This window comes from Bradyrhizobium sp. CCGUVB4N (assembly GCF_024199945.1).
GTDB lineage: Bacteria > Pseudomonadota > Alphaproteobacteria > Rhizobiales > Xanthobacteraceae > Bradyrhizobium.
The window spans coordinates 8201761-8228738 of the sequence record NZ_JANADP010000001.1 but is presented as its reverse complement, the minus strand read 5'-3'; the positions used below and the strand labels follow the sequence as shown (position 1 = coordinate 8228738).

The 26978-nt window shown below is 65.2% G+C and carries 27 protein-coding genes and 1 pseudogene; 20 read left to right on the top strand and 8 right to left on the bottom strand.

What is annotated here, in order from left to right:
* Window positions 1-187 precede the first annotated feature (187 nt).
* The 3 genes from NLM31_RS38305 to NLM31_RS38295 all read left to right on the top strand — a co-directional run bounded on the left by NLM31_RS38305 (window position 188) and on the right by NLM31_RS38295 (window position 1992).
* Complete coding sequence (locus NLM31_RS38305) at window positions 188-967, top strand: TSUP family transporter (protein WP_254195602.1); 780 nt, start codon at window positions 188-190, stop codon at window positions 965-967.
* Entirely contained in the window at window positions 964-1194 is a 231-nt protein-coding gene (locus NLM31_RS38300) for a hypothetical protein (RefSeq protein WP_234685375.1), read from the top strand. The genes NLM31_RS38305 and NLM31_RS38300 overlap by 4 nt, the downstream gene beginning before the upstream one ends.
* Window positions 1195-1293: 99 nt before the next feature.
* Window positions 1294-1992 (top strand): glutathione S-transferase family protein, encoded by a 699-nt coding sequence (locus NLM31_RS38295; RefSeq protein WP_254195601.1) that lies wholly within the window; start codon window positions 1294-1296, stop codon window positions 1990-1992.
* 161 nt (window positions 1993-2153) lie between these two features.
* Here the strand turns inward: NLM31_RS38295 and NLM31_RS38290 are convergent, their stop codons facing one another.
* Complete coding sequence (locus tag NLM31_RS38290; RefSeq protein WP_254195600.1) at window positions 2154-2363, bottom strand: cysteine-rich CWC family protein; 210 nt, start codon at window positions 2361-2363, stop codon at window positions 2154-2156.
* A 114-nt stretch (window positions 2364-2477) separates the two neighbouring features.
* Here NLM31_RS38290 and NLM31_RS38285 point away from each other — a divergent pair, with 114 nt between their 5' ends.
* From NLM31_RS38285 to NLM31_RS38275, 3 genes are all read left to right on the top strand, one after another.
* Entirely contained in the window at window positions 2478-4061 is a 1584-nt protein-coding gene (locus NLM31_RS38285; RefSeq protein WP_254195599.1) for a DUF1800 domain-containing protein, read from the top strand.
* 2 nt (window positions 4062-4063) lie between these two features.
* Window positions 4064-5281, top strand: coding sequence for a DUF1501 domain-containing protein (locus NLM31_RS38280; protein WP_254195598.1), 1218 nt, complete (start codon window positions 4064-4066; stop codon window positions 5279-5281).
* An 86-nt stretch (window positions 5282-5367) separates the two neighbouring features.
* A complete protein-coding gene (locus NLM31_RS38275; protein ID WP_254134340.1) occupies window positions 5368-5691 on the top strand; it encodes an antibiotic biosynthesis monooxygenase in 324 nt (107 codons plus the stop codon).
* Window positions 5692-5709: 18 nt separating this feature from the next.
* Here the strand turns inward: NLM31_RS38275 and NLM31_RS38270 are convergent, their stop codons facing one another.
* The 6 genes from NLM31_RS38270 to NLM31_RS38245 all read right to left on the bottom strand — a co-directional run bounded on the left by NLM31_RS38270 (window position 5710) and on the right by NLM31_RS38245 (window position 9872).
* Window positions 5710-6651 (bottom strand): aldo/keto reductase, encoded by a 942-nt coding sequence (locus NLM31_RS38270; protein ID WP_254134339.1) that lies wholly within the window; start codon window positions 6649-6651, stop codon window positions 5710-5712.
* Window positions 6652-6994: 343 nt separating this feature from the next.
* On the bottom strand, window positions 6995-7450 hold the full coding sequence (locus NLM31_RS38265; protein ID WP_254134338.1) for a GNAT family N-acetyltransferase: 456 nt from the start codon (window positions 7448-7450) through the stop codon (window positions 6995-6997).
* A gap of 272 nt (window positions 7451-7722) precedes the next feature.
* Window positions 7723-8529, bottom strand: coding sequence for a PAS-domain containing protein (locus NLM31_RS38260; RefSeq protein WP_254134337.1), 807 nt, complete (start codon window positions 8527-8529; stop codon window positions 7723-7725).
* A 129-nt stretch (window positions 8530-8658) separates the two neighbouring features.
* Window positions 8659-8805 carry a hypothetical protein gene (locus NLM31_RS38255; RefSeq protein ID WP_254135579.1) on the bottom strand — a complete coding sequence of 49 codons (147 nt, stop codon included), beginning with the start codon at window positions 8803-8805 and terminating at the stop codon, window positions 8659-8661.
* A gap of 83 nt (window positions 8806-8888) precedes the next feature.
* Window positions 8889-9065 carry a hypothetical protein gene (locus tag NLM31_RS38250; RefSeq protein ID WP_254134336.1) on the bottom strand — a complete coding sequence of 59 codons (177 nt, stop codon included), beginning with the start codon at window positions 9063-9065 and terminating at the stop codon, window positions 8889-8891.
* A gap of 156 nt (window positions 9066-9221) precedes the next feature.
* Window positions 9222-9872 carry a glutathione S-transferase family protein gene (locus tag NLM31_RS38245; protein WP_254134335.1) on the bottom strand — a complete coding sequence of 217 codons (651 nt, stop codon included), beginning with the start codon at window positions 9870-9872 and terminating at the stop codon, window positions 9222-9224.
* A 552-nt stretch (window positions 9873-10424) separates the two neighbouring features.
* Between NLM31_RS38245 and NLM31_RS38240 the strand changes: the two genes are divergently transcribed.
* From NLM31_RS38240 to NLM31_RS38200, 9 genes and pseudogenes are all read left to right on the top strand, one after another.
* A complete protein-coding gene (locus NLM31_RS38240; RefSeq protein WP_254134334.1) occupies window positions 10425-11627 on the top strand; it encodes a pyridoxal phosphate-dependent aminotransferase in 1203 nt (400 codons plus the stop codon).
* Window positions 11628-11794: 167 nt separating this feature from the next.
* On the top strand, window positions 11795-12274 hold the full coding sequence (locus NLM31_RS38235) for a DUF992 domain-containing protein (RefSeq protein ID WP_254134333.1): 480 nt from the start codon (window positions 11795-11797) through the stop codon (window positions 12272-12274).
* A 188-nt stretch (window positions 12275-12462) separates the two neighbouring features.
* Window positions 12463-14511, top strand: coding sequence for an elongation factor G (locus NLM31_RS38230; protein ID WP_254195597.1), 2049 nt, complete (start codon window positions 12463-12465; stop codon window positions 14509-14511).
* Between the two features lie 454 nt (window positions 14512-14965).
* Complete coding sequence (locus NLM31_RS38225; protein WP_254134331.1) at window positions 14966-15238, top strand: helix-turn-helix domain-containing protein; 273 nt, start codon at window positions 14966-14968, stop codon at window positions 15236-15238.
* 95 nt (window positions 15239-15333) lie between these two features.
* Window positions 15334-17073 (top strand): SulP family inorganic anion transporter, encoded by a 1740-nt coding sequence (locus NLM31_RS38220; RefSeq protein ID WP_254195596.1) that lies wholly within the window; start codon window positions 15334-15336, stop codon window positions 17071-17073.
* 67 nt (window positions 17074-17140) lie between these two features.
* Window positions 17141-17786, top strand: a pseudogene (locus tag NLM31_RS38215) (YoaK family protein).
* 54 nt (window positions 17787-17840) lie between these two features.
* Complete coding sequence (locus tag NLM31_RS38210) at window positions 17841-18680, top strand: shikimate dehydrogenase (protein WP_254195595.1); 840 nt, start codon at window positions 17841-17843, stop codon at window positions 18678-18680.
* A gap of 57 nt (window positions 18681-18737) precedes the next feature.
* Entirely contained in the window at window positions 18738-19364 is a 627-nt protein-coding gene (locus tag NLM31_RS38205) for a hypothetical protein (protein WP_254195594.1), read from the top strand.
* Between the two features lie 78 nt (window positions 19365-19442).
* Window positions 19443-20072 carry a hypothetical protein gene (locus NLM31_RS38200; protein ID WP_254195593.1) on the top strand — a complete coding sequence of 210 codons (630 nt, stop codon included), beginning with the start codon at window positions 19443-19445 and terminating at the stop codon, window positions 20070-20072.
* 231 nt (window positions 20073-20303) lie between these two features.
* On the opposite strand, the gene NLM31_RS38195 is transcribed toward NLM31_RS38200, so the two are convergent.
* The gene (locus NLM31_RS38195) at window positions 20304-21446 is read right to left on the bottom strand and encodes an alpha-hydroxy acid oxidase (RefSeq protein WP_254195592.1); all 1143 of its coding nucleotides are present in this window, start codon (window positions 21444-21446) and stop codon (window positions 20304-20306) included.
* Between the two features lie 103 nt (window positions 21447-21549).
* Here NLM31_RS38195 and NLM31_RS38190 point away from each other — a divergent pair, with 103 nt between their 5' ends.
* The 5 genes from NLM31_RS38190 to NLM31_RS38170 all read left to right on the top strand — a co-directional run bounded on the left by NLM31_RS38190 (window position 21550) and on the right by NLM31_RS38170 (window position 26933).
* On the top strand, window positions 21550-21717 hold the full coding sequence (locus tag NLM31_RS38190; RefSeq protein ID WP_254134325.1) for a hypothetical protein: 168 nt from the start codon (window positions 21550-21552) through the stop codon (window positions 21715-21717).
* Between the two features lie 222 nt (window positions 21718-21939).
* Window positions 21940-23286 (top strand): phosphoglucosamine mutase, encoded by a 1347-nt coding sequence (gene glmM, locus NLM31_RS38185; RefSeq protein WP_254134324.1) that lies wholly within the window; start codon window positions 21940-21942, stop codon window positions 23284-23286.
* A gap of 266 nt (window positions 23287-23552) precedes the next feature.
* Entirely contained in the window at window positions 23553-24806 is a 1254-nt protein-coding gene (locus NLM31_RS38180; protein ID WP_254195591.1) for an MFS transporter, read from the top strand.
* A gap of 236 nt (window positions 24807-25042) precedes the next feature.
* Entirely contained in the window at window positions 25043-25879 is an 837-nt protein-coding gene (locus NLM31_RS38175; RefSeq protein ID WP_254134322.1) for an outer membrane protein, read from the top strand.
* Window positions 25880-26048: 169 nt separating this feature from the next.
* The gene (locus NLM31_RS38170) at window positions 26049-26933 is read left to right on the top strand and encodes an outer membrane protein (RefSeq protein ID WP_254134321.1); all 885 of its coding nucleotides are present in this window, start codon (window positions 26049-26051) and stop codon (window positions 26931-26933) included.
* The last annotated feature ends 45 nt before the right edge of the window (window positions 26934-26978 follow it).

Below are 26978 nucleotides of genomic sequence, written 5' to 3'. Positions count from 1 at the left end.
GACCCTCAGGAAAGCTGATGCCGGGGCAAGATAACTCAGTTTGCCCGAACGGAGCAAGCGAGGCACAAATATCAGCGTAATTCATGCTGATTTGAGCCGGAGGCGCCCTTCCTCGCTTCTCCCCCAAACGGGGCGAAGGGGATTGAGCAGTCTGCGTCCCTGACCATTCCAATAGGAGACCCCTCGCGTGACGCCCATCATGATCGCTGCCCTCGGATTGCTGATGGTCGCCACGGCGTTCCTGTCGGGGTTGTTCGGCATGGCGGGCGGGCTGATCCTGATCGGCGCGCTGCTGGCGCTGATGCCGCTGCCGACCGCGATGGTGCTGCACGCGATCACGCAGATGGCTTCCAACGGCTGGCGCGCGCTGCTGTGGCGCGCCCATATCCGCTGGCGGCCGGTCGCGAACTACATGGTCGGCGCTGCCATCGCGCTGGCGGCCTGGTCGCTCACCCGCTACGTGCCGGACAAGCCGATGGCGCTCCTGATGCTCGGTGCCACGCCGTTCATGGCACGGCTGCTGCCGACGAATATCAAGCCGGATCCGGATCGCCTCTGGCAGGGCACCGTCTACGGCACGATCTGCATGGGGCTGATGCTGATGACCGGCGTCTCCGGTCCGCTGCTTGACACCTTCTTCCTCGGCGGCGACTTCGGCCGCCGCGAGAAGGTGGCGACCAAGGCGATGTGCCAGCTCGTCAGCCATTTCACCAAGCTGATCTATTTCGGCGGCGTCATCGACCAGGCCGCGACGCTCGACCCCGTCCTCGCCGGTATCGCCATTGCAGCCTCGATGATCGGCACCTCGCTGGCGCGGCGTATTCTCGAAGCCATGACCGACCAGCAATTCATCGCCTGGTCGAACAAGCTGATCACCACCATCGCCTGCTATTACATTGCCTATGGTGGCTGGCTCCTGCTGCGCACGCCGGTGCTGGCTGCCTTCGACAAGGGAGGTTTGCAATGAGCGAGACGGCCGACCCGCTGGTGCTGGACTTCGTCGAATGGATCGCGCGCGAGCCGCGCGCCTATGCCGAGGTGATCTCGACCTGGAAGACCTCGTGCCCGCGCCTCACCATCTGGGAGGACGCCGCCGATCGCGGCTTCGTCGCGCGCGAGACGCTGCCCGGCATCGGCCTGATCATCGCGGTGACGGAAGACGGCGAAAGGTGGCTGCGAACGAACGGGCGGTGACGCCACAACGTCATTGCGAGCGCAAGCGAAGCAATCCAGAATGTCTCCGCAGCGGCAGACTGGATTGCTTCGCTGCGCTCGCAATGACGGAACACCACCATGTCGCTCAAGCTCTTCGAACTCGTCGGCACCGACGCCTCGCGCCCCTTCAGTCCCTATTGCTGGCGCACGCGGATGGCGCTCGCGCACAAGGGGCTGACGGCGGACTCGCTGCCCTGGCGGTTTACCGAGAAGGGCGCAATCGCGCCGCACGGCTCGGAGAAGGTGCCGGTGCTGCTGCATCACGACAAGCCCGTGGTCGATTCCTGGGCGATCGCGAACTATCTCGAAGACAATTTTCCCGATCGCCCGTCGCTGTTCGGCGGCGAGGGCGGTCGCGCAATGGCGCGCATGATCAATGCTTGGGGCGACATCGCCATCGTCGGCGGCATCTTTCCGCTGATCATCGCCGACATCCCGAACAATCTCGCCGAGGTCGATGCCGCCTATTTTCGCCAATCGCGCGAGGCTCGTTTCGGCGGCAAGAGGCTGGAAGAGATCATGGCGAGCCGCGACAGCGGCGTCGTCGCGTTCCGCAAATCGCTGGAGATCATGCGGCAGACGTTCAAGACGCAAGCCTATCTCGGCGGCGCCGCGCCGAACTATGCCGACTACATCGTGTTCGGCGGCTTCCAATGGGCGCGCGTGGTGAGCCCGTTTAGGCTGCTCGAGGCCGATGATCTCGTTTATGCCTGGCGCGAAAAGCTGCTCGATGCGTTCGACGGCATGGCGCGGAAGTCGCCGGGATTTGCGGTCTAGGGCAGTTCGTCGTCCCGGCGAAGGCCGGGACCCATACCGCGTGATCTAAATGTTGTGGATGGTCGAAGTACCGAACGACGAGTCTTCGCCAAACCTCTCCCTGGGGTTATGGGTCCCGGCCTTCGCCGGGACGACACCGTGAGTGTGGCGATCTCTCGCAACTAACCTGCAGTGCTCGTCGCCCCCGCCGCCTTCCGCAGACACTCCCGGCACAGGCAATCCTCGCCCTTCACCGGCATCGGCAGCTTTGCCGTCTCCTCGGCGCACCAGCACTCGCCCGAGAGATCGCAGCCGAATTCGGTGCCGCATCGGGAGCAGGCGAGGCGGCGCGGGGCCGGTTGCGGAAGCGTGATTTCTTTCGGATTTGTCATGATTTACGCAAAAGCTTCGCCGTCATTTTCATGTCGGGTTCATCTCCGGCTGCGGTATATTAGGCGCCACGCCCGGACCAGGGAAGCGGTTGGCACCGCGCGGAGGACAAATCGATGGCCCGCGATTCGCAAGCCGCCCTCGTCGCGCTGAACCGCTTCGGCTTCGGCGCCCGCGGCGGGGCCTCCGGCGATCTCATCAATGCGGCTTCCGATCCCCGCGGTTTCGTGAAGGCGGAGCTGGCGCGTCCGGTGGGCGCGCTGCTGGAGGCGCCGGGCCTGCAATCGACGCCGCAACTCGGCCAAGCCGCGTTCGCCTATCAGGACCAGGTCAAGCAGGCGCGCGAGGCGGCGAAGGCGGCAGCTCCCACCGAAGCGCCGGCGCCGCAGCCGCCCGCCGATCCGAAGCCCGACAATCAGTTGCGGCGCAATCTCTCGCTCAACACGGTGATGACCGAGATCGCAGGTCAGCAGATGGCGGAGGCCAAACCTGCCGCCGACAACAAGCCTGCCGATCCTGCGATGAAGCCCGATACCATGCAGCCCGGTGCCGCGGCGCCGGCTGCTGCAAAACCGGCGCAGCCGCTCAACGTGATCCAGAAGACCTTTCGCGCCGAGGCACTGGCGCGGCTGCAGCGCGCGATGATGGTCGATTGCGGCTTCACCGAGCGTCTGGTCGTGTTCTGGTCCAACCATTTCTGCATCTCCGCAAGCAAGGGCGAGCTGGCGCGGATGTGGGCCGGCGCGTTCGAGCGCGAGGCGATTCGCCCGCACGTGCTCGGGCGCTTCGCCGACATGCTGAAGGCGGTCGAGCAGCATCCGGCCATGCTGTTCTTCCTCGACAACCAGCAATCGCTCGGACCGGATTCGCGCGCGGGCCAGAACCGAAAGCGCGGGCTGAACGAGAATCTCGCGCGCGAGATCATGGAGCTGCATACGCTCGGCGTCGGCGGCGGCTATACGCAGGAGGACGTCACCTCGCTCGCGCGCATCATCACCGGCTGGACCTTTGCCGGCCGGCAGGGTCAGCTCGGAGCGCCCGGCTCGTTCGCCTTCAACGCCAATGCGCATCAGCCCGGGCCGCAAATGCTGCTCGGCAAGACCTACGAGGCGACGGGCCTTGCGCAGGGCGAGGCCGCGCTCGCCGACATTGCGCGCCATCCCTCGACCGCGAATTTCATCGCCACCAAATTCGTCCGTCACTTCGTCGCCGACGATCCGCCGCCCGTGCTGGTCGCGCGGCTGCGCGATGTCTTCGTCAAGACCGACGGCGATCTGAAGGCGCTTGCCACTGCTCTGGTCGATTCCAACGAGGCCTGGCAGGCGCCGCTGACCAAGATGCGTTCGCCTTACGATTTCCTGGTCGCGAGCGGCCGGCTGCTCGCGCGCGTGCCGGAGGATCCCGGCGGGTATCTCAACAATCTGAACCTGCTCGGCCAGCCCTTGTGGACGCCGGCCGGACCGAACGGTTTCCCCGACACGTCTGCGGCCTGGGCCGCACCTGAAGGCATGAAGCTCCGGCTCGACATCGCTTCGCAGATGGGTGCGCGGCTCGGGCCCAACATCGATCCGCTCGATCTCCTGGAATTCGCTGCGGCGGATGCGGCCTCGGTCGAAACGCGCAAGACCATCGAGCGCGCGGAATCGCGCCAGCAGGCGCTGGCACTGCTGCTGATGTCGCCGGAAATGCAGAGGAGATGATGATGATCGACTGCGTCGAAAACCGGCTCCTCACCTCGCGCCGCGGCCTCCTGCTCGGCGGCGCCTCGTTCGCGGCCTGGGCCTATTTGCCGAAATTCGCGCGCGCGGCCGATGGGCGCGACCCGCGCCTGGTCGTGGTGATCCTGCGCGGCGCGCTCGACGGGCTCGCCACCGTCGCGCCGATCGGCGATCCCGATTATGCCGGCCTGCACGGCACGATCGCACTTGCGGCGGATGGCGCGCATCCCGCGCTGATGCTCGACAGCTTCTTCGCGCTGCATCCGTCGATGCCGGAATTCGCGCGGATGTATCGCGCGCAGCATGCCGCGGTGATTCATGCGGTGGCGACGCCGTATCGCGATCGCTCGCATTTCGACGGCCAGGACGTGCTCGAGAGCGGCTATGCCGGCCCGGGCCGCGTGCAGTCCGGCTGGCTCAATCGCGCGCTGGAAGCGCTGCCGCGCGGCGAACGCGTGTCGAGCGGTCTTGCGGTCGGCCCGACAACGCCACTGGTGCTGCGCGGCAATGCGCCGACCGTCGGCTGGGCGCCGGTCGCGCTGCCGCAGGCCGACGACGACACCGCGATGCGGCTCGTCGATCTCTATCGCCATCGCGATCCCGCTTTGGCTTCGGCGCTGTCGCAAGGTCTCCAGCTCGAAAAGGCGGCATCCGGCGACGACATGAAGCCGAAGCCCGGCAATCAGGTCGCCCAGATGCGCCAGGTCGCGCGCGGCGCGGCAAAGCTGATGGCCGCCGATGACGGTCCGCGCATTGCCGCACTCGCCTTCGATGGTTGGGATACACATGCCAATGAAGGTGGCCCGGTCGGGCGTCTCGCCTTCCTGCTCGGCGGTCTCGACGGCGCGCTCGCCGAGTTCGAAAGCGGCCTCGGTGAGCGCTGGCGCGACACCGTCGTGGTCGTCGCCACCGAATTCGGCCGCACCGCGCGCATCAACGGCACCGACGGTACCGACCACGGCACCGGCACCATCGCGCTGCTGGCCGGCGGCGCCGTGAAAGGCGGCCGCGTCATCTCCGACTGGCCCGGCCTCAAGCCCGCCAACCTCTATGAGGCCCGCGACCTCAAGCCCACCACCGATCTCCGCTCCGTGATCAAGGGCGTGCTGCAGAGCCAGTTCGGCCTGTCGGATCAGGTGCTGGCGGGCACTGTCTTCCCGGACAGCGCAAGCGCAAGGCCGATGAAGGGGCTGGTGGCTTAGCAGCCGCCGCCGTCATCCCGCGCCCGCGCCTTGCGGCGCGTCGCGGAATGACGACATGATCGCGTGAGCATCAGGAGACCACCCGCATGTACATCGCCATGAACCGTTTTCGTGTCACCAAAGGTTCCGAAGCTGCCTTCGAGCAGGTTTGGGCGTCGCGCGACACGCATCTGGACAAGGTGCCGGGCTTCGTCGAATTCCATCTGCTCAAAGGCCCCGAGCTCGAGGACCACACGCTCTACGCCTCGCATACGGTGTGGGCCAATCATGCGGCGTTCGAGGCCTGGACCAAGTCGGAGGCGTTCCGCGCGGCGCACGCCCGTGCCGGCGACAACAAGCCGCTCTATCAGGGGCATCCCCAGTTCGAAGGGTTTGAGGTCAAGCAGACCGTCGGACGCGGCGCGAAGTAGCGCGCCGCGCCGCCAGGATCATCCCAGCGTGATCTTGTCGATCTCGGCAAGATCGTCCGCGCTGAGCTGCCAGGCGATCGCCTTGACGTTCTGCTCGACCTGCTCGACGCGGGTGGCGCCGGCGATCACGCTCGACACCTGCGGGCGCGCGGCGAGCCAGGAGAAGGCGAGCTCGAGCATCGAATGGCCGCGGGCCTGCGCAAAGCCCTGGAGCTTCTCGACGATGTCCTCGTTGCGCGGCGTGACGTAGCGGTCGCGCAGCGCCGGTGCCTTGCCGAAGCGCGTGTCGGCGGGCGCTGCCGTGCCGCGCTGGTATTTGCCGGTGAGCAGGCCGCTTGCGAGCGGGAAGAACGGCAGCAGGCCGAGCTTGTATTCCTGGGCTGCGGGCAGCAGATCCTTCTCGATATCGCGGACGACGAGGCTGTACTCGTCCTGCGCCGAGACGAAGCGGCTGACGTTCATCGCGCGCGCGGTGAACTCGGCCTCCGCGATGCGCCAGGCCGGGAAGTTGGAATGGCCGATGTAGCGGACCTTGCCCTGGCGGACGAGATCGTCGAGCGCGCGCAGCGTCTCTTCCAGCGGCGTCAGCGGATCGTAATCATGCTGCTGGTAGAGATCGATGTAATCGGTCTTGAGGCGCGTCAGGCTGGCCTCGACCGCATTCATGATGTAGCGGCGCGAGGCGCCCTGCTTGGTCCCGTCGGCCGCCATCGGCTTGGAATATTTGGTGGCGAGCACGATGTCCTTGCGGCGATCGCCGAGCACGGTGCCGAGCACCGTCTCGGAACCGCCCTGGCCGGCATAGATGTCGGCGGTGTCGAACAGCGTGATGCCGAGGTCGATCGCGCGGTGGATCACCTTGCGCGACGTTTCCAGATCGGTGCGCTGGCCGAAATTGTTGCAGCCGAGCCCGACTGCAGACACGCGCAGGCCGGAGCCGCCGAGATTACGAATTTCCATGGGAGATCCTGTCAGAAAAAGCAGGCGCCCATTGTGACCGCGGCGTGCCGCACCGGCAAGCGGCTGGCTGCGTTGCAGCCATGCTGAAAGGAACTGCGGACAAAAAAATGCGGCCCCTGTCAGACGCGGCGACTGACGGGGACCGCTTGGGGCGCTTGATCGGTGACGGGGGGCCTGATCAGACGCAACTGCAACTTAGTCCCGGTGTGTTACGCGCCGGTGACAACCAAAGTTATCCACAGGCAGCATGATCCGGAAAAGTGCGTAGCGGTTTTCCGAAAAGATCATGCTCAAAACGAACCGGGGCGCGATGATGGTTCATCGCGCCCCAACCCGGGAAAAATCAGAAAATCTTGCGATAGACAATGAAGCCGGAGCGTTCCGCGACCTTGTCGTACAGGCTCTGCGCCGTGGTGTTGGTCTCATGGGTCTGCCAGTAGACCCGTGGGGAGCCCGCGAGCTTCGCGCGCTCGTAAACGCCATAGATCAGTGCCGAGGCGACGCCCTTGCCGCGGGAAGCCTCCAGCGTGAACAGATCCTGCAGGTAGCACGATGGCTCGATCGCGGTGGTGCTGCGATGAAACAGATAGTTCGTCATGCCGAGCAGGCGGCCGTCGCTCTCGGCGACCAGCCCATGCACCGGCTCATAGGCATCGAAGAAGCGCTGCCACGTCACCTTCGTAATCTCGGGCGCGAGCGCGGTCGGGCCGGAGCGGCCGTAGAAGGCGTTGTAGCCATCCCACAGCGGCAGCCATTGATCGTAATCCTGCCGGGTGACGGAGCGAATGGTGAGCGACATCTGGGAAATCCGCGATCGATGAGGCGCCCTTCATACGGGATGAAGGGCGCGCTGATCAATCGCATGTCGATGAGTTGAATCGGTGGCGGCTCGGACTTCGGTCACCTCTCCCGTAGGGAGAGGTCGGATCGCATCGTCAGATGCGATCCGGGTGAGGGGTTACGGTCTTACCTAATGCCGCGGCCCCTCACCCGGATTGCTGTGCAATCCGACCTCTCCCCGACGGGGAGAGGTGAACCTCGAGCGCCGCCAGAGCTTCGGTCCAACCTGTTCTATTCCGCAACGCGCAAGTACCGGAGCAGCTTGCGTCCCGTGGGATCGCGCAGTGAGCGATAATAATCCGCGCGTGCGGGCGCGTCGGTGTGGCGCACCAGATCGGTCACCGGCGTGTAGCTCAGCATGCGGCCGCCGTCGGGCAGCGCGGTGCAGACGAAACGCAGCACCTCGCCGTTGCGCAAATTGATGTTGATCGGCGTGGCATCGCCGACCCGCACCATCTCCATCCGCTGCGCGATGAAGACGCCAAGCTCGTCCTCCGGCAGCTCGAATGCGCCGGTGTCGCGGCTGTGATACATCAGTGCGATGAAGGGCGGCTTGTCGTCGGCCTTTTCGTCCGGCAGCGCGAAGTAATCGCGGAACGCACGATTGATGAATTCGGCGCGGGTCTCGGCATCGAGCAGCACGATGCCGATATCGACCTGGTCGAGCGCTGCCGACAGCCGCGCCGCAATGGCGTGGCTCTGGCGCTCGGCCGCAAAGGTGTCGAGCAGCCGCTCGCGCATGAGGCCGGTGATGCCTGCGGTGCCGAAGGCCGTCACTGCGAGGAGCCCGACCAGATCGGCGGCGGCATGGAACGGCATGGCGCGATGGCCGAGGAAGAACAGCGCGGCGCCGATCACGGCGAGCGCCGCGCTGGTCATGGCGGAAGCGAAGCCCGACAGCGCACCTGCAAGCGCGACAACACAGACGAACAGTGGCGCAGGCGAGGGAAGGGGAACGGCGCGATCGAGCACGATCGCCAGCAGTGCGATCGCTGCCGTGAGCACGGGACCGGAAATGGCACGCCATCCGAACCACATGGGCCTGACTCGTTCCTCCCTGAACGAGATAACGGCGTCAGACTGGCGGATGGTTGCGCGCGCGCAAGACGATTTCGCGCGGTGCGCTTAAGAGGCGCTTGCCCGCGCGCCCAAAGCTTTCGGATGATTTTAGACCAAATGCGCGTGCTTGATACGCTCCTGCAGCGTCGGCGCATTCCATGTCGACGTGCCCGGGCCCTTGCGGGTGCCCACGAAGATCAGAAGCGACGCCGCGACCAGGATGGCCGCAGTCAGGGTGATTGCAACGACTACCACAGGCGATTTCATTGGTGTCCCGTCGCGATGCTGATCGGCGCGGGCCGCGCGGCACCTTGAAGGTCATCCGGATGAAACGGGGATCAGACCGGCAGACCCATCGCCATGGTCGCCTTGGTCGACAGCACCGTGAGGGTGACGATCAGGCAAAGCGAGAGGGCGGCGACGGCGAGCGAGGCCGCGACCGCATTGGTCAGCCGGGAAGACGAGACGGTATCGGTTTGGCCCTGAAAGCCGACCGTGCCGGACGCCCGCATCATGGGTCTAAATCCTTCAACGTGCGAGCGAATCACCCGCGACATCGAACAACGTCACAATTTCAACCGGCAATATTGGGGCAGCGGTCGCGCTGAAAGCGGCAGGATTGGGGCAAAGGTTAACGCAATGCCCGCTATTCCTTAACGCCGCACCGGTTTTTAGACCCCGGCGGCAATGCTGGCGGAGTCGTCGATGTCGGCGGGGCGCCAGTCCATCGCCACGAAGCCGGGCGCGGCCTCGACGCGCTTCAGCCAGTCCCGGATCGCCGGGAAGGGCGCCAAATCGAAATCGCAGCGGTCGGCGAGGTGAGTGTAGCCGTACAACGCGATGTCGGCGACCGTGAGCTGGCGGGCGGCGAAATAGGCGTTGGTCTTGAGGTGGTTTTCCATCACCTGGAGCGCGCCATAGCCGCGCTCCATCCAGTCCTCCAGCGCGTGGGTCTGCAGGTCGCGGCCGCCCTTGACCAGCGACAGCCAGAAATACGCCGCGCCGATGTTGGGCTCGAGCGCGTGCTGCTCGAAGAACATCCATTGCAGCGCCTCGGCGCGGTCGATCCGGTTCTCAGGCGCGAGCGGCGTGCCGACGGCGACGTACCACAAGATGGCGTTGGACTCGGCGAGATAGCGATTGTCGCCGACCTCGAGCAGCGGCACCTGTCCGGACGGGTTCTTCGACAGGAAGTCCGGCGTCTTGCTCTCGCCGCGCAGAATGTCCACCTCGATGGGTTCGTAGGGCACGTTCAAAAGCGCCAGCGCAAGGCGGACCTTGTAGCTGTTGCCCGAGCGCTGCATCGAATAGAGCTTGTACATTCTGGGAGTTCGATTCCAAGGGACGGCAAAGGACGGAAAGGCGCAGCGCTTGTTGCCCCGCACCGCGGCTAAACAATGATGCCGATGCGAATCCGCCGCAAGGGCTGACCTATAGAAAAACTCGAAAACCCTACCGCACTGCAACGCTGCGGAAGATCATGTTCGTGTCCCGCCGCAAATCAGATCACGCTTGCGTCAACGTGCGCGACAAGTCGCGTCGCGCGATCGTGTGCGAAGCGGTGACGGGTCGCGATCTCGCCACCCGCTGACGATCGGTCGCTGGCCTCGCGCGTCAGCCCGCCGTCAGTCTTGTGGCACTTGAGCGGCTTCAAAATTGCTCCGAGGACAAGCCTTGCGGGATATGAGCGGTTTGCCCGGCAAAGTTGCGGAAAATTGCGGGAAATCGCGCCTTGAAACGCTCCGAACCCGTAAACTTTTTCGAGATCGGGCCGAAGTTTCTTGCGATGCAGCGGCACACGTTTTAGGGTGTCTGCATTCCCACAATCAGAGTCGTGAGGCCAAAGGGTTCACGACGCTTGTCAGGAGATGACGATGGCCTTCCTTGCTGCTGCGCTCGACCGTGTGAAGCCGTCCGCGACCATCGCGGTCACGGATAAAGCACGCGCGCTGAAAGCGGCGGGCCGCAACGTCATCGGCCTCGGCGCCGGCGAGCCCGACTTCGATACGCCCGCCAACATCAAGCTGGCGGCGATCCACGCCATCGAAGCCGGCAAGACCAAGTACACTGCGGTCGACGGTATCCCCGAGCTGAAGGAAGCCATCATCGGCAAATTTCAGCGCGAGAACGGCGTCGTCTACAAGCCGAACCAGATCATCGTCGGCACCGGCGGCAAGCAGGTGCTCTACAATGCGCTGATGGCGACCATCAATCCGGGTGACGAGGTGATCATCCCCGCGCCGTACTGGGTCAGCTATCCCGAGATGGTGGCGCTCGCCGGCGGTGAGCCGGTGTCGGTGGTCTGCACCGCCGCGACCGGCTTCAAGCTCCAGGCCGATGCGCTCGAGCGCGCGATCACGCCGAAGACCAAATGGGTCATCCTGTGCTCGCCGTCGAACCCGACCGGCGCGGCCTACACCAGGGCCGAGCTCAAGGCGCTCACCGACGTGCTGGTCAAGCATCCGCATGTGTGGGTGATGACCGACGACATGTACGAGCACCTCGTCTACGACGACTTCCAGTTCACCACCGTCGCGCAGGTCGAGCCCAGCCTCTACGACCGCACGCTCACCGTGAACGGCGTGTCGAAGGCCTATTGCATGACCGGCTGGCGCATCGGTTACGCCGGTGGTCCTGCGCAGCTGATCAAGGCGATGTCGACGATCCAGTCGCAGTCGACCTCGAACCCGTCGTCGATTGCGCAGTGGGCTGCGGTCGAAGCGCTGAACGGTCCGCAGGACTTCATCCCCGCGAACAACAAGGTGTTCAAGGAGCGCCGCGACCTCGTCGTCTCCATGCTCAACCAGGCCAAGGGCATCGAGTGCCCGCGTCCGGAAGGCGCGTTCTATGTCTATCCGTCCTGCGCCGGCACGATCGGCAAGACCGCGCCGTCGGGCAAGGTGATCGACAACGACGAGACCTTCGTGACCGAGCTGCTCGAGACCGAAGGCGTCGCGGTGGTGCAGGGTTCGGCCTTCGGCCTCGGCCCGGCCTTCCGCATCTCCTACGCGACCAAGACCTCGGACCTCGAAGACGCCTGCAAGCGCATCCAGCGCTTCTGCGGCAATCTGCGCTAAGCCCGCAGTAACGATCCGACACGAAAGGGCCCGCGTAGCGCGGGCCCTTTTTTCTTTCACGTCCGCGCGATCTGGCACGTCCGCGCCACTTGTGGCATAGACCGTGCTGCGGCGTCCTGCCGCGCTTCTCCAATGCCCGCATCACATTCATCGCCGGAGACATTTTCATGCGCCGCTCACTCCTCCTTGCCGGACTCACGGCCGCCAGCCTCGTTGCCTCCGTTGCGGGCGCCAGCGCGCAGTCGCGGCTGGTGCAGGTCGGCGTGCTCGAATGCCGTGGCGGCGCCAGCGTCGGCTTCGTGGTCGGATCGGTGACCCATCTCGGCTGCGTCTTGCGCGTCGATGGCATGCCCGACGACCGCTATGTCGCGACGATCAGCAAAATCGGCATCGACCTCGGCATCACCCAGGAGACGGCGCTTGCCTGGGGCGTGTTCGCACCCGTCAACCGCCTCGGCCCCGGCGATCTCTCCGGCAATTATGCCGGCGCGCAGGGCAGCGCCTCGGTCGGCGTCGGCCTCGGCGGTAACGTGCTGGTCGGTGGCTCCAACAATTCGATCGCGCTTCAGCCGCTCAGCGTGCAGGGCCAGGTCGGCCTCAACGTTGCGGCCGGACTCGAGAGCCTGGAACTCCGTCCGGGCCGTTGAGACGCGCCAATCGTAGTGCTGCTCCACCTCTCTCCGCTGGCGAGAGGTGGAACACCATCCGTTAAGACCTGATCTCACTGACGACGCACCGCAGCGACGTTTGATGCTTGCCAAATCTCGGGGACGGGCAGAGCATCTGCGTTTGCCGACCCAATCATGGGCCGAGCTCCACACCAAGGAGGCGGCGAATGGGACAAGACGTCAGAAGTCCCCGAGGTCCACGGTGCATTGCGCTGGTGGGCCCTTTCCAAAGCGGTAAAACCACACTTCTCGAAGCGATCCTGGCGCGAACGGGCGCAATCCCGCGCGCCGGCAGCGTCGACGCCGGAACCTCCGTCGGCGACGCCACGCCTGAAGCCCGTCATCACAAGATGACCGTCGGGCTTACTGCCGCCACCACGAGTTTCATGGGCGACAGCTATACCTTCCTGGATTGTCCCGGTTCCGTCGAGTTCGCCCACGACATGCGCGCCGCGCTTCCTGCCGTCGACGCCGCAATCGTGGTCTGCGAGGCCGACGAGAAGAAGCTGCCGCAGCTTCAGATCATCCTGCGCGAGCTGGAGGAGCTGAAGATCCCGCGTTTCCTGTTCCTCAACAAGATCGACCGCGCCAACAAGCGCATCCGCGAGACGCTCGCGATGCTCCAGCCCGCCTCGCGCGTGCCGCTGGTGCTGCGCCAGATCCCGATCTGGAAGGGCGAGCTGATCGAGGGCTTTGTCGATCTCGCGCTGGAACGAGCCTTCGTCTATCGCGAGCACAAGGCATCCGAAGTGGTCGCGCTCGAAGGCGGCGATCTCGATCGCGAGAAAGAGGCCCGCTTCTCGATGCTCGAGAAGCTCGCCGATCACGATGACGCGCTGATGGAGCAATTGCTGGAGGATATCCAGCCGCCGCGCGATGCCGTGTTCGACGATCTCGCCCGCGAGCTGCGCGAGGGCGTGATCTGCCCGGTCCTGCTCGGAGCTGCCGCGCGCGAGAACGGCGTGTTGCGGCTGATGAAGGCGCTGCGCCACGAGGCGCCCGGCATTGCGGAGACCGCAAAACGTCTCGGCGCTCCCTCCACCAAGGACGCGCTCGGCTTCGTCTTCAAGACGCTGCACTCGCAGCACGGCGGAAAACTGTCGCTGACGCGGCTGCTCGCCGGCCATCTCGACGACGGTGCCACGCTGCAATCCTCCTCCGGCGGAACGAGCCGGATCTCCGGCATCCTCGCCGTCAACGGCGCTTACGACACCAAGCGTGCCACGGCGGAAGCCGGTGACACCGTGGCGCTCGCCAAGCTCGATCCGATCAAGACCGGCGATACGGTGTCGAGCGGCAAGGCGCCGCCCGCCGGACTGGCCGCCCCGGAACCGACGCCGCCGGTGCTCGCCATCTCGGTTGCGGCCACCGACCGCAAGGACGACGTCAAGCTCGGCCAGGCGTTGATGCGGCTGCACGAGGAGGATCCGTCGCTCGTCGTCGTGCAGAATCCCCAGACCCACGACACCGTGTTGTGGGGACAGGGCGAGATGCACTTACGCGTCGCGAGCGAGCGGCTGCGCGATCGCTTCGGCGTCAAGATCGCCTCGCATCCGCCCGCCATCGGCTACCAGGAGACGATCCGCAAGCCGATCGTCCAGCGTGGCCGCCACAAGAAGCAGTCCGGTGGTCACGGCCAGTTCGGCGATGTCGTGCTCGACATCAAGCCGCTGCCGCGCGGCGAAGGCTTCAAGTTCGCCGAGAAGGTCGTCGGCGGTGCAGTGCCGCGCAACTATATCGGTGCGGTGGAAGAGGGCGTCGTCGACGGGCTCGCCCGCGGCCCGCTCGGCTTCCCCGTGACCGATCTGCAGGTGACGCTGACCGACGGCTCGTATCATAGCGTCGATTCCTCCGACCTCGCCTTCCGTACGGCGGCGCGGGTCGGGCTCAACGAAGGCCTGCCGCAATGCCAGTCGGTGCTGCTGGAGCCGATCCACGTGGTCGAGATCGTCTGTCCGACCGATGCCACCGCCAAGATCAACGCGATCCTGTCGGCGCGGCGCGGTCAGATCCTCGGCTTCGACACCCGCGACGGCTGGAGCGGCTGGGACTGCGTCCGCGCCATGATGCCGGAAGCCGAGATCGGCGAGCTCATCGTCGAGCTGCGTTCGGCAACGGCAGGTGCGGGCAGCTTCACCCGTCAGTTCGACCACATGGCCGAAGTCACCGGCCGCGCCGCCGACCAGATCATCGCCGCGCATCAACACGCGGCGTGATTCTGTGAAGGAGGTCATTCTCCCGCTCCTCTTCCCGCTCGCGCGGGGAGAGGAGATGTGCTGCAGCCGCTCCACGCGTCGCTGCGAGGAGCGAAGCGACGAAGCAATCCAGTCTGCCTCGATCGCGGGATTTCTGGATCGCTTCGCTGCGCTCGCGATGACGGAAGAGGAGCTTGGCGCTCATCTATCACCGTCACCCTGAGGTGCTCGTCTTGCGAAGCAAGGCGAGCCTCGAAGGGCGACGGCCCGGCTGCATCGTGGCCGTACATCCTTCGAGGCTCCCCGAACGGCGCGCCGCGCCGCTCGGCTCGCACCTCAGGATGACGGAGCTACGGCAGGTTCATTGGCAGATGGATTGGCGGTGAGAGTGCTTGCGTTCGCCGTTTCGTGATGTATTATACATCATTGTCAATATATAGAATATCACTTATAACTCCTGACACGTGAGGCCCAGGTGATCACGTCATTCCAGATGCGGGCAGCCCGCGCGCTGCTTGGCATCGACCAGAAAGCCCTGGCCGAGCTCGCCGGCGTGTCGCTGCCGACCATCCAGCGGATGGAGGCGTCCACCGGCAATGTGCGTGGCGTGGTCGAGACCTTGATCAAGGTGGTCGAGGCGTTCGACCGGGCCGGCGTCGAGCTGATCGGCGAACAGGCCCGCAGCGACAGCGGCGGGCGGGGCGTTCGCCTGAAGCAGCCGGGGCCGCCGCGCCGCGTGGGGGCATGATCGCGACGATCGTGTCCGGGATCAGGATGAACTAATGCACCGTCGCGTCCGATCGCGGCCGCACGATGCAGTTGAGCATTGTGGGGCAGCGGAGCATGAGCATCACCAGCGAGCGGGCAGGCGGGCTGCATCAGCTGCGTCAGCCGACCTTTGCCGAACTCTATCTGCCGAAGCTCATCACCGTCTGGCGCGAAGGCTATGGCGTCGCGGATTTCCGCGCCGACATATTTGCGGGCCTCACCGTTGCGATCGTCGCGCTGCCGCTGTCGATGGCGATCGCTATCGCCTCGGGCGTGACGCCGGACCGCGGGCTCTATACTGCCGTCGTCGGCGGCTTCATCGTGTCGCTGCTCGGTGGCAGCCGGTTTCAGATCGGTGGGCCCGCTGGGGCCTTCATCGTGCTCGTCGCCGTGACCGCGGAGCGGCACGGCGTCGACGGCGTCATCCTCGCCACCATGATGGCGGGAATGGTGTTGATCGCCGCGGGTTTCTTGCGCATCGGCACCTACATCAAGTTCATTCCCTATCCCGTCACGGTCGGCTTCACCGCCGGTATCGCCGTGATCATCTTTTCGAGCCAGCTCCGCGATCTCTCGGGGATTACGCTTGCGGGGAAGGAGCCGAGCGAGTTCGTTCCAAAGCTCGTCGCGCTGGCCGGCGGCTTGCACACGATCAATCCGTCGGCGGTCGCCGTCGCGCTCGCCAGCATCGCCATCATCGCCGGCTTGCGGATCTGGCGGCCGTCCTGGCCCGGCATCCTGATCGCGGTGGTGTTCGCAGCCGTCGTGTGCGCGGTGTTCGCGCTGCCGGTGGAAACCATCGGCTCGCGCTTCGGCGGCATTCCGCGCGAATTGCCGTCACCGGCGCTGCCGGCGTTCTCGCTCGAAAAGGCGAAAGCGGTGCTGCCGGATGCGATCTCGTTCGCGCTGCTGGCCGCGATTGAATCATTGCTGTCGGCGGTGGTCGCGGACGGCATGACCGGCCGTCGTCACCGCTCCAATTGCGAGCTGGTGGCGCAAGGTGCCGCCAATATCGGCGCGGCGCTGTTCGGCGGCATCTGTGTCACGGGCCTGATCGCGCGCACCGCGACCAACATCCGCGCCGGCGCGCGCGGGCCGCTGGCTGGCATGCTGCACTCCATCTTCCTGCTGCTGTTCATGCTGGTCGCAGCCCCGCTCGCGAGCTACATCCCGCTCGCCGCACTGGCCGCCGTGCTGGTCGTGGTGTCCTGGACCATGGCGGAGAAGCACGAATTCGCAACGCTGCTGCGCTCGTCCTGGGGCGATGCCGTCGTGCTGCTGGCAACCTTCCTGCTCACGATCTTCCGCGATCTGACCGAAGGCATTCTGGTCGGCTTCGCGCTCGGTGCGGTGCTGTTCATCCATCGCATGGCCGAGATGACCGGCATCGAGGAGCGCTCGCCGCTGGTCGCGGCCGATCGCCCCGATGACGGCAATGGCGAGCGCGTGCCTTACGATCCCGCGCTCGCGGTCGATCGCGACGTGCTGGTCTATCGCATCACCGGCGCGTTCTTCTTCGGTGCGGCGTCGGCGATCGGCAACGTGCTCGACGGCGTCGCCGACGAGCGCAAGGGCTTTGTCGTCGATTTCGCCGCGGTGCCGTTCCTGGATTCCACCGCGGCCAACGTGCTCGGCCGCGTCGCCGCCAAGGCGCACCGCCAGGACATCAAGCTGTTCATCACCGCCGCCTCGCCCTCCGTCCGCGAAGCGCTGCAGACCCATGGCGTCACCGAGCCGCACGCGCATTATCGCGAGACGATCGAGCGCGCGGTCGCCGACATCAAGGGCGGCGAAGCCGCGGTTCTCGCGAGCTGACGTCGCGCACTTCTCAAGCCCGCCGATTTGACCGACACTGCCGCATCGCGGCGGTGGTGTCTTCAACATGCTCAATTCGGGTCGCAACATTGCGCTGGCATGCGCGCTCAGCATGCTGGCAGGCTATGTCGATGGCATCGGCTTCCTGCATCTCGGCGGCCTGTTCGTCTCGTTCATGAGCGGCAATTCCACGCGCCTCGGCGTCAGCCTGGCGGAGACGCAGTGGTGGCAGGCCGCCGGCGCGCTTGGCCTGATCGCCCTGTTCGTGGCGGGCGGCCGCAGCCGGCAGCCTCGTGGTGCTCGGCGGCGGCACCGAGCGGCAGCCCTGGCTCTTGCTGATCGAAGCAGCGCTGCTGGCCGGCGCCGGACTTTGCCATGCCTTTGGCCTGCAAACCCTCGCGATCACGGGGATCGTGCTCGCGATGGGCCTGGAGAATGCCGTGTTCCAGATCGACGGCGGCGCGGGCCTCGGCCTCACCTATGTCACGGGCGCGCTGGTGAAGGCCGGTCAGCTCCTCGCGGTCAGCCTCACCGGGGGACCGCGCTGGGGCTGGGCGCCGAACCTGCTGCTGTGGGCGGCGCTGGTTGCGGGCTCCGCAGCCGGAGCGCTCGCCTATCTGAGGATCAATCTCGCCGCGATCTGGTTTGCCGCGGGCGCGGCGCTGGCGCTGGCCGCGATCGTCGCTGCCGCGATGCGGCGCCCGCGCGCTTGACAGCGCCTGCGGGACGCGAAATGGATCGCCTCCCACGCTCTGTTTCAGGGGACGATGATTGTGACCAAACCGCCCGCAGCCTGTTTGATCGGATGGCCGGCAGCGCATTCGCGCTCACCGCTGATCCATCATTACTGGCTGCGTACGCTCGGCATTGCAGGCGGCTATGTCATCGAGGCCGTTCCGCCCGAGGATCTGCGCGATTTCGTGCTGCGGCTGTCGCTGCGCGGCTTCGTCGGCGCCAATGTCACCATCCCGCACAAGGTCGGCGTGCTGGAGCTTTCGATCCCCGATGCACGTGCCCGGGCCGTGGGCGCTGCCAACACGCTGTGGTTTGCCGACGGCGAGCTGCGTTCGACCAATACCGATGTCGAGGGCTTTCTCGGCAATCTCGACGCCAGCGCGCCCGGTTGGGACGGGGCCGACGAAGCGCTGGTGATGGGGGCCGGTGGCTCCTCGCGCGCGGTGGTGTTCGGCCTGCTCGAACGCGGCTTCAAGCGCATTCATCTTGCCAACCGCACTGTGGCGCGGGCCGAGGCGCTCGCCGCGCAATTCGGGCCGAACGTGCATCCGCTCGGCTGGGACGGGATCAATGACGTCCTGCCGCGGGCAAAACTTCTCGTGAACACGACCTCGCTCGGCATGCACGGCCAGCCCGCGCTCGAGGTCGATGTGGTGCACCTGCCGGCAGACGCCGTCGTTGCCGACCTCGTCTATGTCCCGCTGGTGACGCCGCTGCTGGCGGCGGCCAAAGCCCGCGGGCTGAAGACCGGCGACGGGCTCGGCATGCTGCTGCACCAGGCGGTGCGCGGCTTCGAGCTGTGGTTCGGCCAGCGGCCCGAGGTGACCGCGGAGCTGCGCGCGCTGGTCGAGGCCGATCTCACAAAGACTTGAGAGAATAGTGCGCCGTCTCCGGCGTTCACTATTCGTGGGGACAATCGGAGACAATTCATGACGATCCAACGTGCCAGTTTCACGCGTCCGCTCATCGCTGCTGCGATGGTGGCTGCTTCCACCTTTGCTGCCGTCGCGCAAAAGGCGCCGGTGCCGACCCGCGTGCGCGGCACGATCGAGAGCGTCGATGGTGACACGCTGCAGGTCAAGTCGCGCAGCGGCGAGGACGTCAAGCTCCACATCGCATCCGACGTCCGCGTGGCCGGCGTCACCAAGATTTCGCTCGCCGACATCAAGGTCGGTTCCTTCGTCGGCGCGACCACCGTGCCGGGACCGGACGGCGGCGAGAACGCCGTCGAGGTTCACGTGTTTCCGGAGAGCATGCGCGGCACCGGCGAAGGCTCGCGGCCCTATGACCTCAAGCCCAATTCCAGCATGACCAATGCGACGGTGTCGGAGAGCGTGGTCGGCAATGACGGCCACACGCTGCTGGTGAAGTACAAGGACGGCGAGAAGAAGGTGTTCGTCTCCGATATGACACCGGTGGTGACCTTCGTGCCCGGCGACAAGTCCGAGCTGAAGGCCGGCGCCAAGGTGATCGCCTTCATGAAGCAATTGCCGGATGGCTCGTTCGAGACCAACCGCGTCAATGTCGGCCGCGACGGCCTCACCCCGCCGATGTGATCAGGAATTCAGGGAATAGCGGCGGTCGCACGGGGTTTGCCGTGTGATCGCCGCAACATGCCTGGAAGGGACAAGGCCATGCCGACACTGACCAAATGGATGCCGCGCGCCGTCGTGGCAGCGTTCGCGACCTTTATCGCCGTATCGACCGCCTCGGCGCAGCAGCAGGCGCCGACCGTCCGCATCCGCGGCGCCATCGAAAGCGTCGACGGCAACACGCTCGGCATCAAGACGCGCGAAGGCACCGACGTGAAGGTGAAGATGACCGACAACGTCGCCGTCTTCGCGGTGGTGAAGACCGAGCTCTCCGAGATCAAGGAGGGCTCCTATATCGGCGTCACCGCCATGCCCGAGCCCGACGGCACGCAGAAGGCCATTGCCGTCCACATCTTCCCGGAGAACCAGCGCGGCGCCGCCGAAGGCTTCCGCCCCTGGGATGCCCGCGCCAATTCGACCATGACCAACGCCACCGTGGCGCAGACGGTGAAGGGCACCGACGGCCAGAACATCACGGTCAAATACAAGGACGGCGAGAAGAAAGTCGTGGTGCCGCCGGAGACCCCGATCGTCACCTTCGTCGCGAGCGACAAGTCCGAGATCAAGCCCGGCGCCAAGCTGATCATCTTCGGTGCGGCGAAGAAGGATGACGGCACGCTGGAAGCGAACCGGGTCAATGTCGGCCGGGATGGAATTACGCCGCCGATGTGAGGCGAGGCTGCCGCTATATCCTCACTGTCGTCCCGGCCTAGTGCGCAATTGCGCACGGGGCGCCGGGACCCATACCGCGTGATCTTTCGATAGTCGCAGGTATCAGTACCGGGCGAAGGCTGAACCACTTCCAGTCTTCGCCAAACCACTGCCTGTGGTTATGGGTCCCGGCCTTCGCCGGGACGACAGTAGCGTTTGTAGCGGCAGCGCTTTGCCCCTACACCGCCGTCGCTACGGCGCTTCCGCGATGATGTGTTCGTCGATCTCGTCGATCCGGTTGACGCCGCACAGGCCCATGGTCGTGAGCAGCTCTTTCTGGATGATGTCGATCGCCTTGGCGACGCCGGCCTGGCCGCCGGCCCCCAGCCCGTAAGCATAGGCGCGGCCGATCATGCAGGACTTTGCGCCGAGCGCGAGCGCGCGCATCACGTCCTGGCCGGAGCGGATGCCGCCGTCGAACATGATCTCCATCTTCTCACCGACCGCGTCGGCGATCTCGGGCAGCACCTCGATCGAGGACGGCGCGCCGTCGAGCTGACGGCCGCCATGGTTCGACACCACCAGCGCCTGCGCGCCGGTCTTGGCCGCTTCCTCGGCGTCCTCGACGTCGAGAATGCCCTTGATGATGAGCTTGCCCGGCCAGATGCTCCGGATCCACGCGACGTCCTTCCAGTTCAGCGAAGTGTCGAACTGCGACGCCGTCCATTCGGCCAACCGGTTGAGGTCCTCGGTGTTCTTCACATGGCCGGCGATGTTGCCGAAGGTGCGGCGCTTGCCCTGGAGCACGCCGGAGACCCAGGCCGGCTTGGTCGCGAAATCGATGAATTTCGACAGCGACCATTCAGGCGGGATCGTCATGCCGTTCTTGATATCGGCATGGCGCTGGCCGATCACCTGCAAGTCGACGGTGAGCACCAGCGCGCTGCACTTCGCCGCGATCGCGCGCTGGACCAGCTCCTTGATGAAGCCGCGGTCCTTCATGACGTAGAGCTGGAACCAGAATGGCTTGTCGACGGCGGCGGCGATGTCCTCGATCGAGCAGATCGACATCGTCGACTGCGTGAACGGGATGCCGGCGGCCTGCGCCGCGCGGCAGGCGTGGATCTCGCCGTCGCCGTGTTGCATGCCGAGCAGGCCCACCGGCGCCAGGATCAGCGGCATGGTCGATTTCTCGCCGAGGATCGTGGTCGCCGTGTCGCGCTTGGAGACGTCGACCAGGATGCGCTGGCGGAACTTGATCGCCTGCATGTCCTCGCGATTGGCGCGCAGGGTTTCCTCGGCATAGGAACCGCGATCGCAATAGTCGAAGAACGCCTTCGGCACCCGGCGCTTATGCAGCGCGCGAAGATCGTCGATACAGGTGATGTGCTTCATGAACGTTCCCCGGCCGTCTCGTATTTAAAGTCTTGCATCGGAAGGTTTCGGGGTCATCTAGCATGGTTGGATGCACAGCCAAATCGTTTGCGAGAGGGGCGCCATGACCAAGCCGCGCACGGGACCTTCGCCCGAAGAGATCAAGGAGAAGCAGGACCTCGAGGACGCCTTGGAGGAGGGTCTGGAAGAGACCTTTCCGGGCTCCGATCCGGTGAACGTCACCCAGCCGGCGCCGAGCCGCGGGGACCGCCACGTCAAGCGAACGGATTAGCCCGGAATTCCCGCTCGGTCCGCCTTTTGGGAGAAAGTGTAGCGTTAACAATGTGTTACTATGGGCAGAGCGTGCCCTGGTTCCGTAATGATTCATCATATTTTTTGAAGCCAAGTTAGCCGCGAACGCTTTATAAGACCCAAGCGTAATCAGGGATGGCGGAGCCGTAGAAGGCATCCGGTAGTTGTCGTGGGGATCCCTGGTTGTTGCGTGGGGGACGATATGAGCCGCAAATATTTCGGGACTGACGGGATTCGGGGCCGCGCCAACGGACTGATCACGCCGGAGCTCGCGCTCAAGGTCGGCCAGGCCGCGGGCCTCGCGTTCCAGCGCGGTGAGCATCGCCACCGTGTCGTGATCGGCAAGGACACCCGCCTGTCCGGCTACATGATCGAATACGCGATGGTCGCCGGCTTCACCTCGGTCGGCATGGACGTGCTGCTGGTCGGCCCGATGCCGACGCCGGCGGTCGCGATGCTCACCAAGTCGATGCGCGCCGATCTCGGCGTCATGATCTCGGCCTCGCACAATCTGTTCGAGGACAACGGCATCAAGCTGTTCGGCCCGCAGGGCTTCAAGCTCTCCGACGATGTCGAGAAGCAGATCGAGCTGCTGCTCGACGAGCCGATGGACAAGAAACTCGCGCAAAGTGCGAGCCTGGGCCGCGCCCGCCGTATCGACGGCGTGCATGACCGCTACATCGAATTCGCCAAGCGCACACTGCCGCGCGATCTCTCGCTCGACGGCCTGCGCGTCGTGATCGACTGCGCCAATGGTGCCGCCTACAAGGTGGTGCCGGAAGCGCTGTGGGAATTGGGCGCCGACGTGGTGCCGATCGGCGTCGAGCCCGACGGCTTCAACATCAACAAGGATTGCGGCTCGACCTCGCCGGAAGCGTTGTCGCGGAAGGTGCGCGAGATGCGCGCCGATATCGGCATTGCGCTCGACGGCGATGCGGACCGCGTCATCCTGGTCGACGAACGCGGCCATGTCGTCGACGGCGACCAGCTGCTGGCGGTGATCGCGCAGAGCTGGAAGGAAGACGGGCGGCTGTCGCATCCCGGCATCGTCGCGACCGTGATGTCCAATCTCGGCCTCGAGCGCTTCCTGAAAGGGCAGGGGCTCGATCTCGTGCGCACGCCGGTCGGCGATCGCTACGTGCTCGAGCAGATGCTGACCGGCGGCTACAATCTCGGTGGCGAGCAGTCCGGCCACATCATCCTGTCCGACTACGCCACCACCGGCGACGGCTTCGTGGCCGCGCTGCAGGTGCTGGCCGTGGTGCAGAAGCTGCGCCGGCCGGTGTCCGAAGTCTGCCACCGCTTCGATCCGCTGCCGCAGATCCTCAAGAACGTTCGCCACAAGGGCGGCAAGCCGCTCGACGCGTCCGAGGTGCAGTCGGCGATCTCCGACGGCGAGAAGCGGCTCAACGGCCATGGCCGCCTCCTGATCCGCTCCTCGGGCACCGAGCCCGTGATCCGCGTCATGGGCGAGGGCGAGGACCGCGTCCTGGTCGAGGACGTCGTCGACACCATCGTCTCCGCGCTGGGACAGGCAGCGGCGGCCTAACAAGCACACCGATGTCGTAGGGTGGGCAAAGCGACTTGTCCGCCGTAGCTCGAAGAGCGAAGGCGGAAGCGTGCCCACGCGTCTGTTGCCGTATCGAACAGATCGTGGGCACGGCGCAAGTGCGCCTTTGCCCACCCTACGAGACTGGACTCGGGGATAGGGTAAGACCCATGCATCCCAGCCATGGGCGATTGGCGGTGGTTCCACCGCCTCACGCATCGTAACCAGTAGATGCGGTGGTTCGCCGCGCCTGCCGGGATGCTCCCTTGAACAAGCCTGTCGTCGTCTCCGAGGAAACGCTGACCGAGCCCGTCGTCGTCAGCGACGTTGCGCCCTCCGCTGCCAAGGCGGTCGCGGGGCCGGCCTATATCGTGCTCGCCGGCATCAGCTTCTCGCACTTCCTCAACGACACCATGCAGTCGCTGATCGCCTCGGTGTATCCGATCCTGAAGGACACCTACGCGCTCGACTTCGCGCAGATCGGCATGATCACGCTGGCGTTCCAGTTCACGGCGTCGCTGCTGCAGCCGGTGGTCGGGCACTACACCGACAAGAAGGCGCAGCCGTACTCGCTGTCGATCGGCATGGCCTCGACCTTTTTCGGCCTGCTGCTGCTCAGCGCCGCGCACCAATATCTCGTCATCCTGGTTGCCGCAGCCCTGGTCGGTCTGGGATCGGCGGTGTTTCACCCGGAGTCGGCGCGCATCGCGCGGCTCGCCTCCGGCGGCCGCTACGGCTTCGCGCAATCGGTGTTTCAACTCGGCGGCAGCTTTGGCACATCGATGGGCCCGGTGCTTGCTGCGCTCATCGTGGTGCCGTTCGGGCAGGGCAGCATCGCCTGGTTCTCGTCGATCGCGTTCCTCGCCATCGTCATCCTCTGGCGCATCGGCCGTTGGTACGAGCCGCAGATCAAGGCGAAGAAGGCAGTGGTCGCGCAGGCTCATGCTGATGCGCCGAGCTCGCGCCGCGTCGGGGTCGCGCTTGCCGTGCTCGTCGCGCTGTTGTTCTCGAAACAGCTCTACGTCTCGAGCCTGTCGAGCTACTACATCTTCTACCTGATCGACCGTTTCAACGTGTCGACGCAGGCCGCTCAGATGTACCTCTTCATCTTCCTGGCGGCGAACGCCGTCGGTGCGTTTCTCGGCGGACCGCTCGGGGATCGCTTCGGCCGCAAGATCGTGATCTGGATCTCGATCCTCGGCGCGCTGCCGTTCACGCTGGCGCTGCCTTATGCGGGGCTCTACGCGAGCGCGGTGCTATCAGTCGTCATCGGCCTGATCATCTCCTCGACGACGTCGTCGATCATCGTGTTCGCGCAGGAGCTGGTGCCGCATCGCTTCGGCATGATCTCCGGCGTGTTCTTCGGCGTCGCCTTCGGCATCGGCGGCCTCGGCGCGGCCGTGCTCGGCAAGCTCGCCGACCACACCTCGATCGAGTTCGTCTACCAGGTCTGCGCCTACCTGCCGGCGATCGGGCTGCTTGCGGTGTTCCTGCCCAAGCTGCCGCAGCACAAGCGTTAACAAAGCTTCCTTCGCTGCATTGCGGCTTCATACATCGTTAGGAAATGCGGCGAAGACGCCGCTTTGGCGCGGCATTTTCGCAACGCTCGCACCGCATCCGCGTGTGCGGTGAGAAAATATCAACCTTAAAAATTAGGGTTAAGTGGCGCTTAAGCATTTGCTGCCATCGTCCGCCCGTGAGTTTCCAGAACGTGAGGCATCTGCATTTTGTCTCACCGGCCATAAGGACGAAGCCAATGCGTAGCGTTAAGTCTCTCCTTGCCGCGGGTGCGGCATCTCTGATCTCGTCGATGGCGTTTGCCGCCGATATGCCGATCGCGGCTCCGCCCCCCATGTACGCGCCGCCCGCTCCGCCTGCCGACTTCGGTGGCTGGTATCTGCGCGGCGACATCGGCATGACCAACCAGACCGCAAAGAGCATCGACAGCGCGACGTCGGCGACGTTCCCGACCACGACCGCCGGCCTTGGCTTCGACTCCTCGCCGCTGTTCGACGTCGGTGTCGGCTATCGCTTCAACAACTGGTTCCGCGCCGACGTGACCGGCCAGTACCGCGGCAAGTCCAATCTGCACGGTTCGCAGAGCGTTGCCCTCGGCGCGGCCGACGTCGAAGCCAACACCTACACCGGCAGCAAGTCCGAGTGGGTCGTCATGGCCAACGCCTATGTCGATCTCGGCACGTGGTGGTGCATCACGCCGTTCATCGGCGCCGGTGTCGGCGGCTCCTACAACCAGCTCTCGAGCTTCCAGGACAACGGCGTTCGCTACACCGCCGGCGCGCTGTCCAACAGCGTCACCTATTTCGACACCAACGGTAAGTGGAACTTCGCATGGGCCGCACATGCCGGTCTCGCCTACAAGGTCAATCCCGGGTTCACCGTCGAACTGGCCTACAGCTACATGAATCTCGGCGACGCTGCGCCCGGCAACTTCCGCGCGTTTGATGGCAGCATTTCCGGCCCCTCCACGATCAAGATCAAGAACATCACCTCGAACGACGTGAAGCTCGGCGTGCGCTGGGAGCTCAACAGCCCGCCGGCCTACGTGCCGCCGCCGCTCGTCACCAAGGGCTGATCGCAAGCTTCATCGCTTAACTTCTCTTAACGGCGCGGGATCATCCCGCGCCGTTTTGCTTTGCATATTTTTCATGGCGCGTGGCGACGAAAACGTCAGACGCAACCATTGGTTAAGGTTAACAGGCGATGATCACGCTCAAGAGTTCGGAGTTCGATGGAGCGTTGCAATGCGTAGGCTTTGGGTGGTGGTGGCGGCCTTGGGATCTGTGTCCGCCGCACACGCGGCCGACATGCCGGATCTGCCCGTCCTGCGCGGCGGCTTCACCGACGGCCTGTCCACGACGTCCCACAATTGGGATGGCGCCTATGTCGGCGTCAATGGCGGCTACACGACCAACGCGACCGATTTCAGCCAGAGCGTCGTCGGCCTGACCAACTTCATCTTCCGCGACAGCGTGCTGCAGCAGCCGACCGCGAGCTGGTCGCTCATGAACAAGACCAACACGCAGAGCACGAATTTCGGCGCCTTCGTCGGCCGCAACTGGCAATGGTACGATGCCATTCTCGGTCTCGAGGGCACCTACAGCTACTTCAACAACCTCGCCACGTCGACGTCGGGCTCCAACTCGCTCATCATCACCAATCCGGCCGGCGACAACCCGCCCACCGGCACGACGGACAACTATAACGTCACGTTGACCGGTACCGCCGCGGCGAAGGTCAAGGACATGATTTCGCTCCGCGGACGCGTGGGCTGGGACGGAGGCGACTTCATGCCTTACGCCTTCGCCGGCGCTGCCATCGGCCGGATGGACGTTTCCCGCACGGTGACGAGCGATGTGACGCTGACCCAGATCGTGACGACGACGGGCGCGGGTGGCGCCACCACGACCACGAGCACGACATATGCCGTTCCTGCGCAGTCGCAGACGCAGAGCCAGCATCGAACCAACGCGTTCGCGGTGGGCTGGGTCGCCGGCCTCGGCCTCGAATACTGCATCTGGAACGGTCTGTTTGCGCGGATCGAATACGAATACGTGAAGTTCTCGCCCGTCATGAACACCTCCGTGACGCTGAACAACGCGCGCGTCGGGCTCGGCTACAAGTTCTGACGCGGCTTTGCTGCGCCGCGGTTGACAGGTCGGCCGCGTCCTGAT

Excerpts from the sequence above, each read along its gene's own strand:
- NLM31_RS38300 (WP_234685375.1), top strand. The coding sequence starts at position 964 with ATGAGCGAGACGGCCGACCCGCTGGTGCTGGACTTCGTCGAATGGATC.
- NLM31_RS38295 (WP_254195601.1), top strand. The coding sequence starts at position 1,294 with ATGTCGCTCAAGCTCTTCGAACTCGTCGGCACCGACGCCTCGCGCCCC.
- NLM31_RS38290 (WP_254195600.1), bottom strand. The coding sequence starts at position 2,363 with ATGACAAATCCGAAAGAAATCACGCTTCCGCAACCGGCCCCGCGCCGC.
- NLM31_RS38285 (WP_254195599.1), top strand. The coding sequence starts at position 2,478 with ATGGCCCGCGATTCGCAAGCCGCCCTCGTCGCGCTGAACCGCTTCGGC.
- NLM31_RS38280 (WP_254195598.1), top strand. The coding sequence starts at position 4,064 with ATGATCGACTGCGTCGAAAACCGGCTCCTCACCTCGCGCCGCGGCCTC.
- NLM31_RS38275 (WP_254134340.1), top strand. The coding sequence starts at position 5,368 with ATGTACATCGCCATGAACCGTTTTCGTGTCACCAAAGGTTCCGAAGCT.
- NLM31_RS38270 (WP_254134339.1), bottom strand. The coding sequence starts at position 6,651 with ATGGAAATTCGTAATCTCGGCGGCTCCGGCCTGCGCGTGTCTGCAGTC.
- NLM31_RS38265 (WP_254134338.1), bottom strand. The coding sequence starts at position 7,450 with ATGTCGCTCACCATTCGCTCCGTCACCCGGCAGGATTACGATCAATGG.
- NLM31_RS38260 (WP_254134337.1), bottom strand. The coding sequence starts at position 8,529 with ATGTGGTTCGGATGGCGTGCCATTTCCGGTCCCGTGCTCACGGCAGCG.
- NLM31_RS38250 (WP_254134336.1), bottom strand. The coding sequence starts at position 9,065 with ATGATGCGGGCGTCCGGCACGGTCGGCTTTCAGGGCCAAACCGATACC.
- NLM31_RS38245 (WP_254134335.1), bottom strand. The coding sequence starts at position 9,872 with ATGTACAAGCTCTATTCGATGCAGCGCTCGGGCAACAGCTACAAGGTC.
- NLM31_RS38240 (WP_254134334.1), top strand. The coding sequence starts at position 10,425 with ATGGCCTTCCTTGCTGCTGCGCTCGACCGTGTGAAGCCGTCCGCGACC.
- NLM31_RS38235 (WP_254134333.1), top strand. The coding sequence starts at position 11,795 with ATGCGCCGCTCACTCCTCCTTGCCGGACTCACGGCCGCCAGCCTCGTT.
- NLM31_RS38230 (WP_254195597.1), top strand. The coding sequence starts at position 12,463 with ATGGGACAAGACGTCAGAAGTCCCCGAGGTCCACGGTGCATTGCGCTG.
- NLM31_RS38220 (WP_254195596.1), top strand. The coding sequence starts at position 15,334 with ATGAGCATCACCAGCGAGCGGGCAGGCGGGCTGCATCAGCTGCGTCAG.
- NLM31_RS38210 (WP_254195595.1), top strand. The coding sequence starts at position 17,841 with ATGATTGTGACCAAACCGCCCGCAGCCTGTTTGATCGGATGGCCGGCA.
- NLM31_RS38205 (WP_254195594.1), top strand. The coding sequence starts at position 18,738 with ATGACGATCCAACGTGCCAGTTTCACGCGTCCGCTCATCGCTGCTGCG.
- NLM31_RS38200 (WP_254195593.1), top strand. The coding sequence starts at position 19,443 with ATGCCGACACTGACCAAATGGATGCCGCGCGCCGTCGTGGCAGCGTTC.
- NLM31_RS38195 (WP_254195592.1), bottom strand. The coding sequence starts at position 21,446 with ATGAAGCACATCACCTGTATCGACGATCTTCGCGCGCTGCATAAGCGC.
- NLM31_RS38190 (WP_254134325.1), top strand. The coding sequence starts at position 21,550 with ATGACCAAGCCGCGCACGGGACCTTCGCCCGAAGAGATCAAGGAGAAG.
- glmM (WP_254134324.1), top strand. The coding sequence starts at position 21,940 with ATGAGCCGCAAATATTTCGGGACTGACGGGATTCGGGGCCGCGCCAAC.
- NLM31_RS38175 (WP_254134322.1), top strand. The coding sequence starts at position 25,043 with ATGCGTAGCGTTAAGTCTCTCCTTGCCGCGGGTGCGGCATCTCTGATC.
- NLM31_RS38170 (WP_254134321.1), top strand. The coding sequence starts at position 26,049 with ATGCGTAGGCTTTGGGTGGTGGTGGCGGCCTTGGGATCTGTGTCCGCC.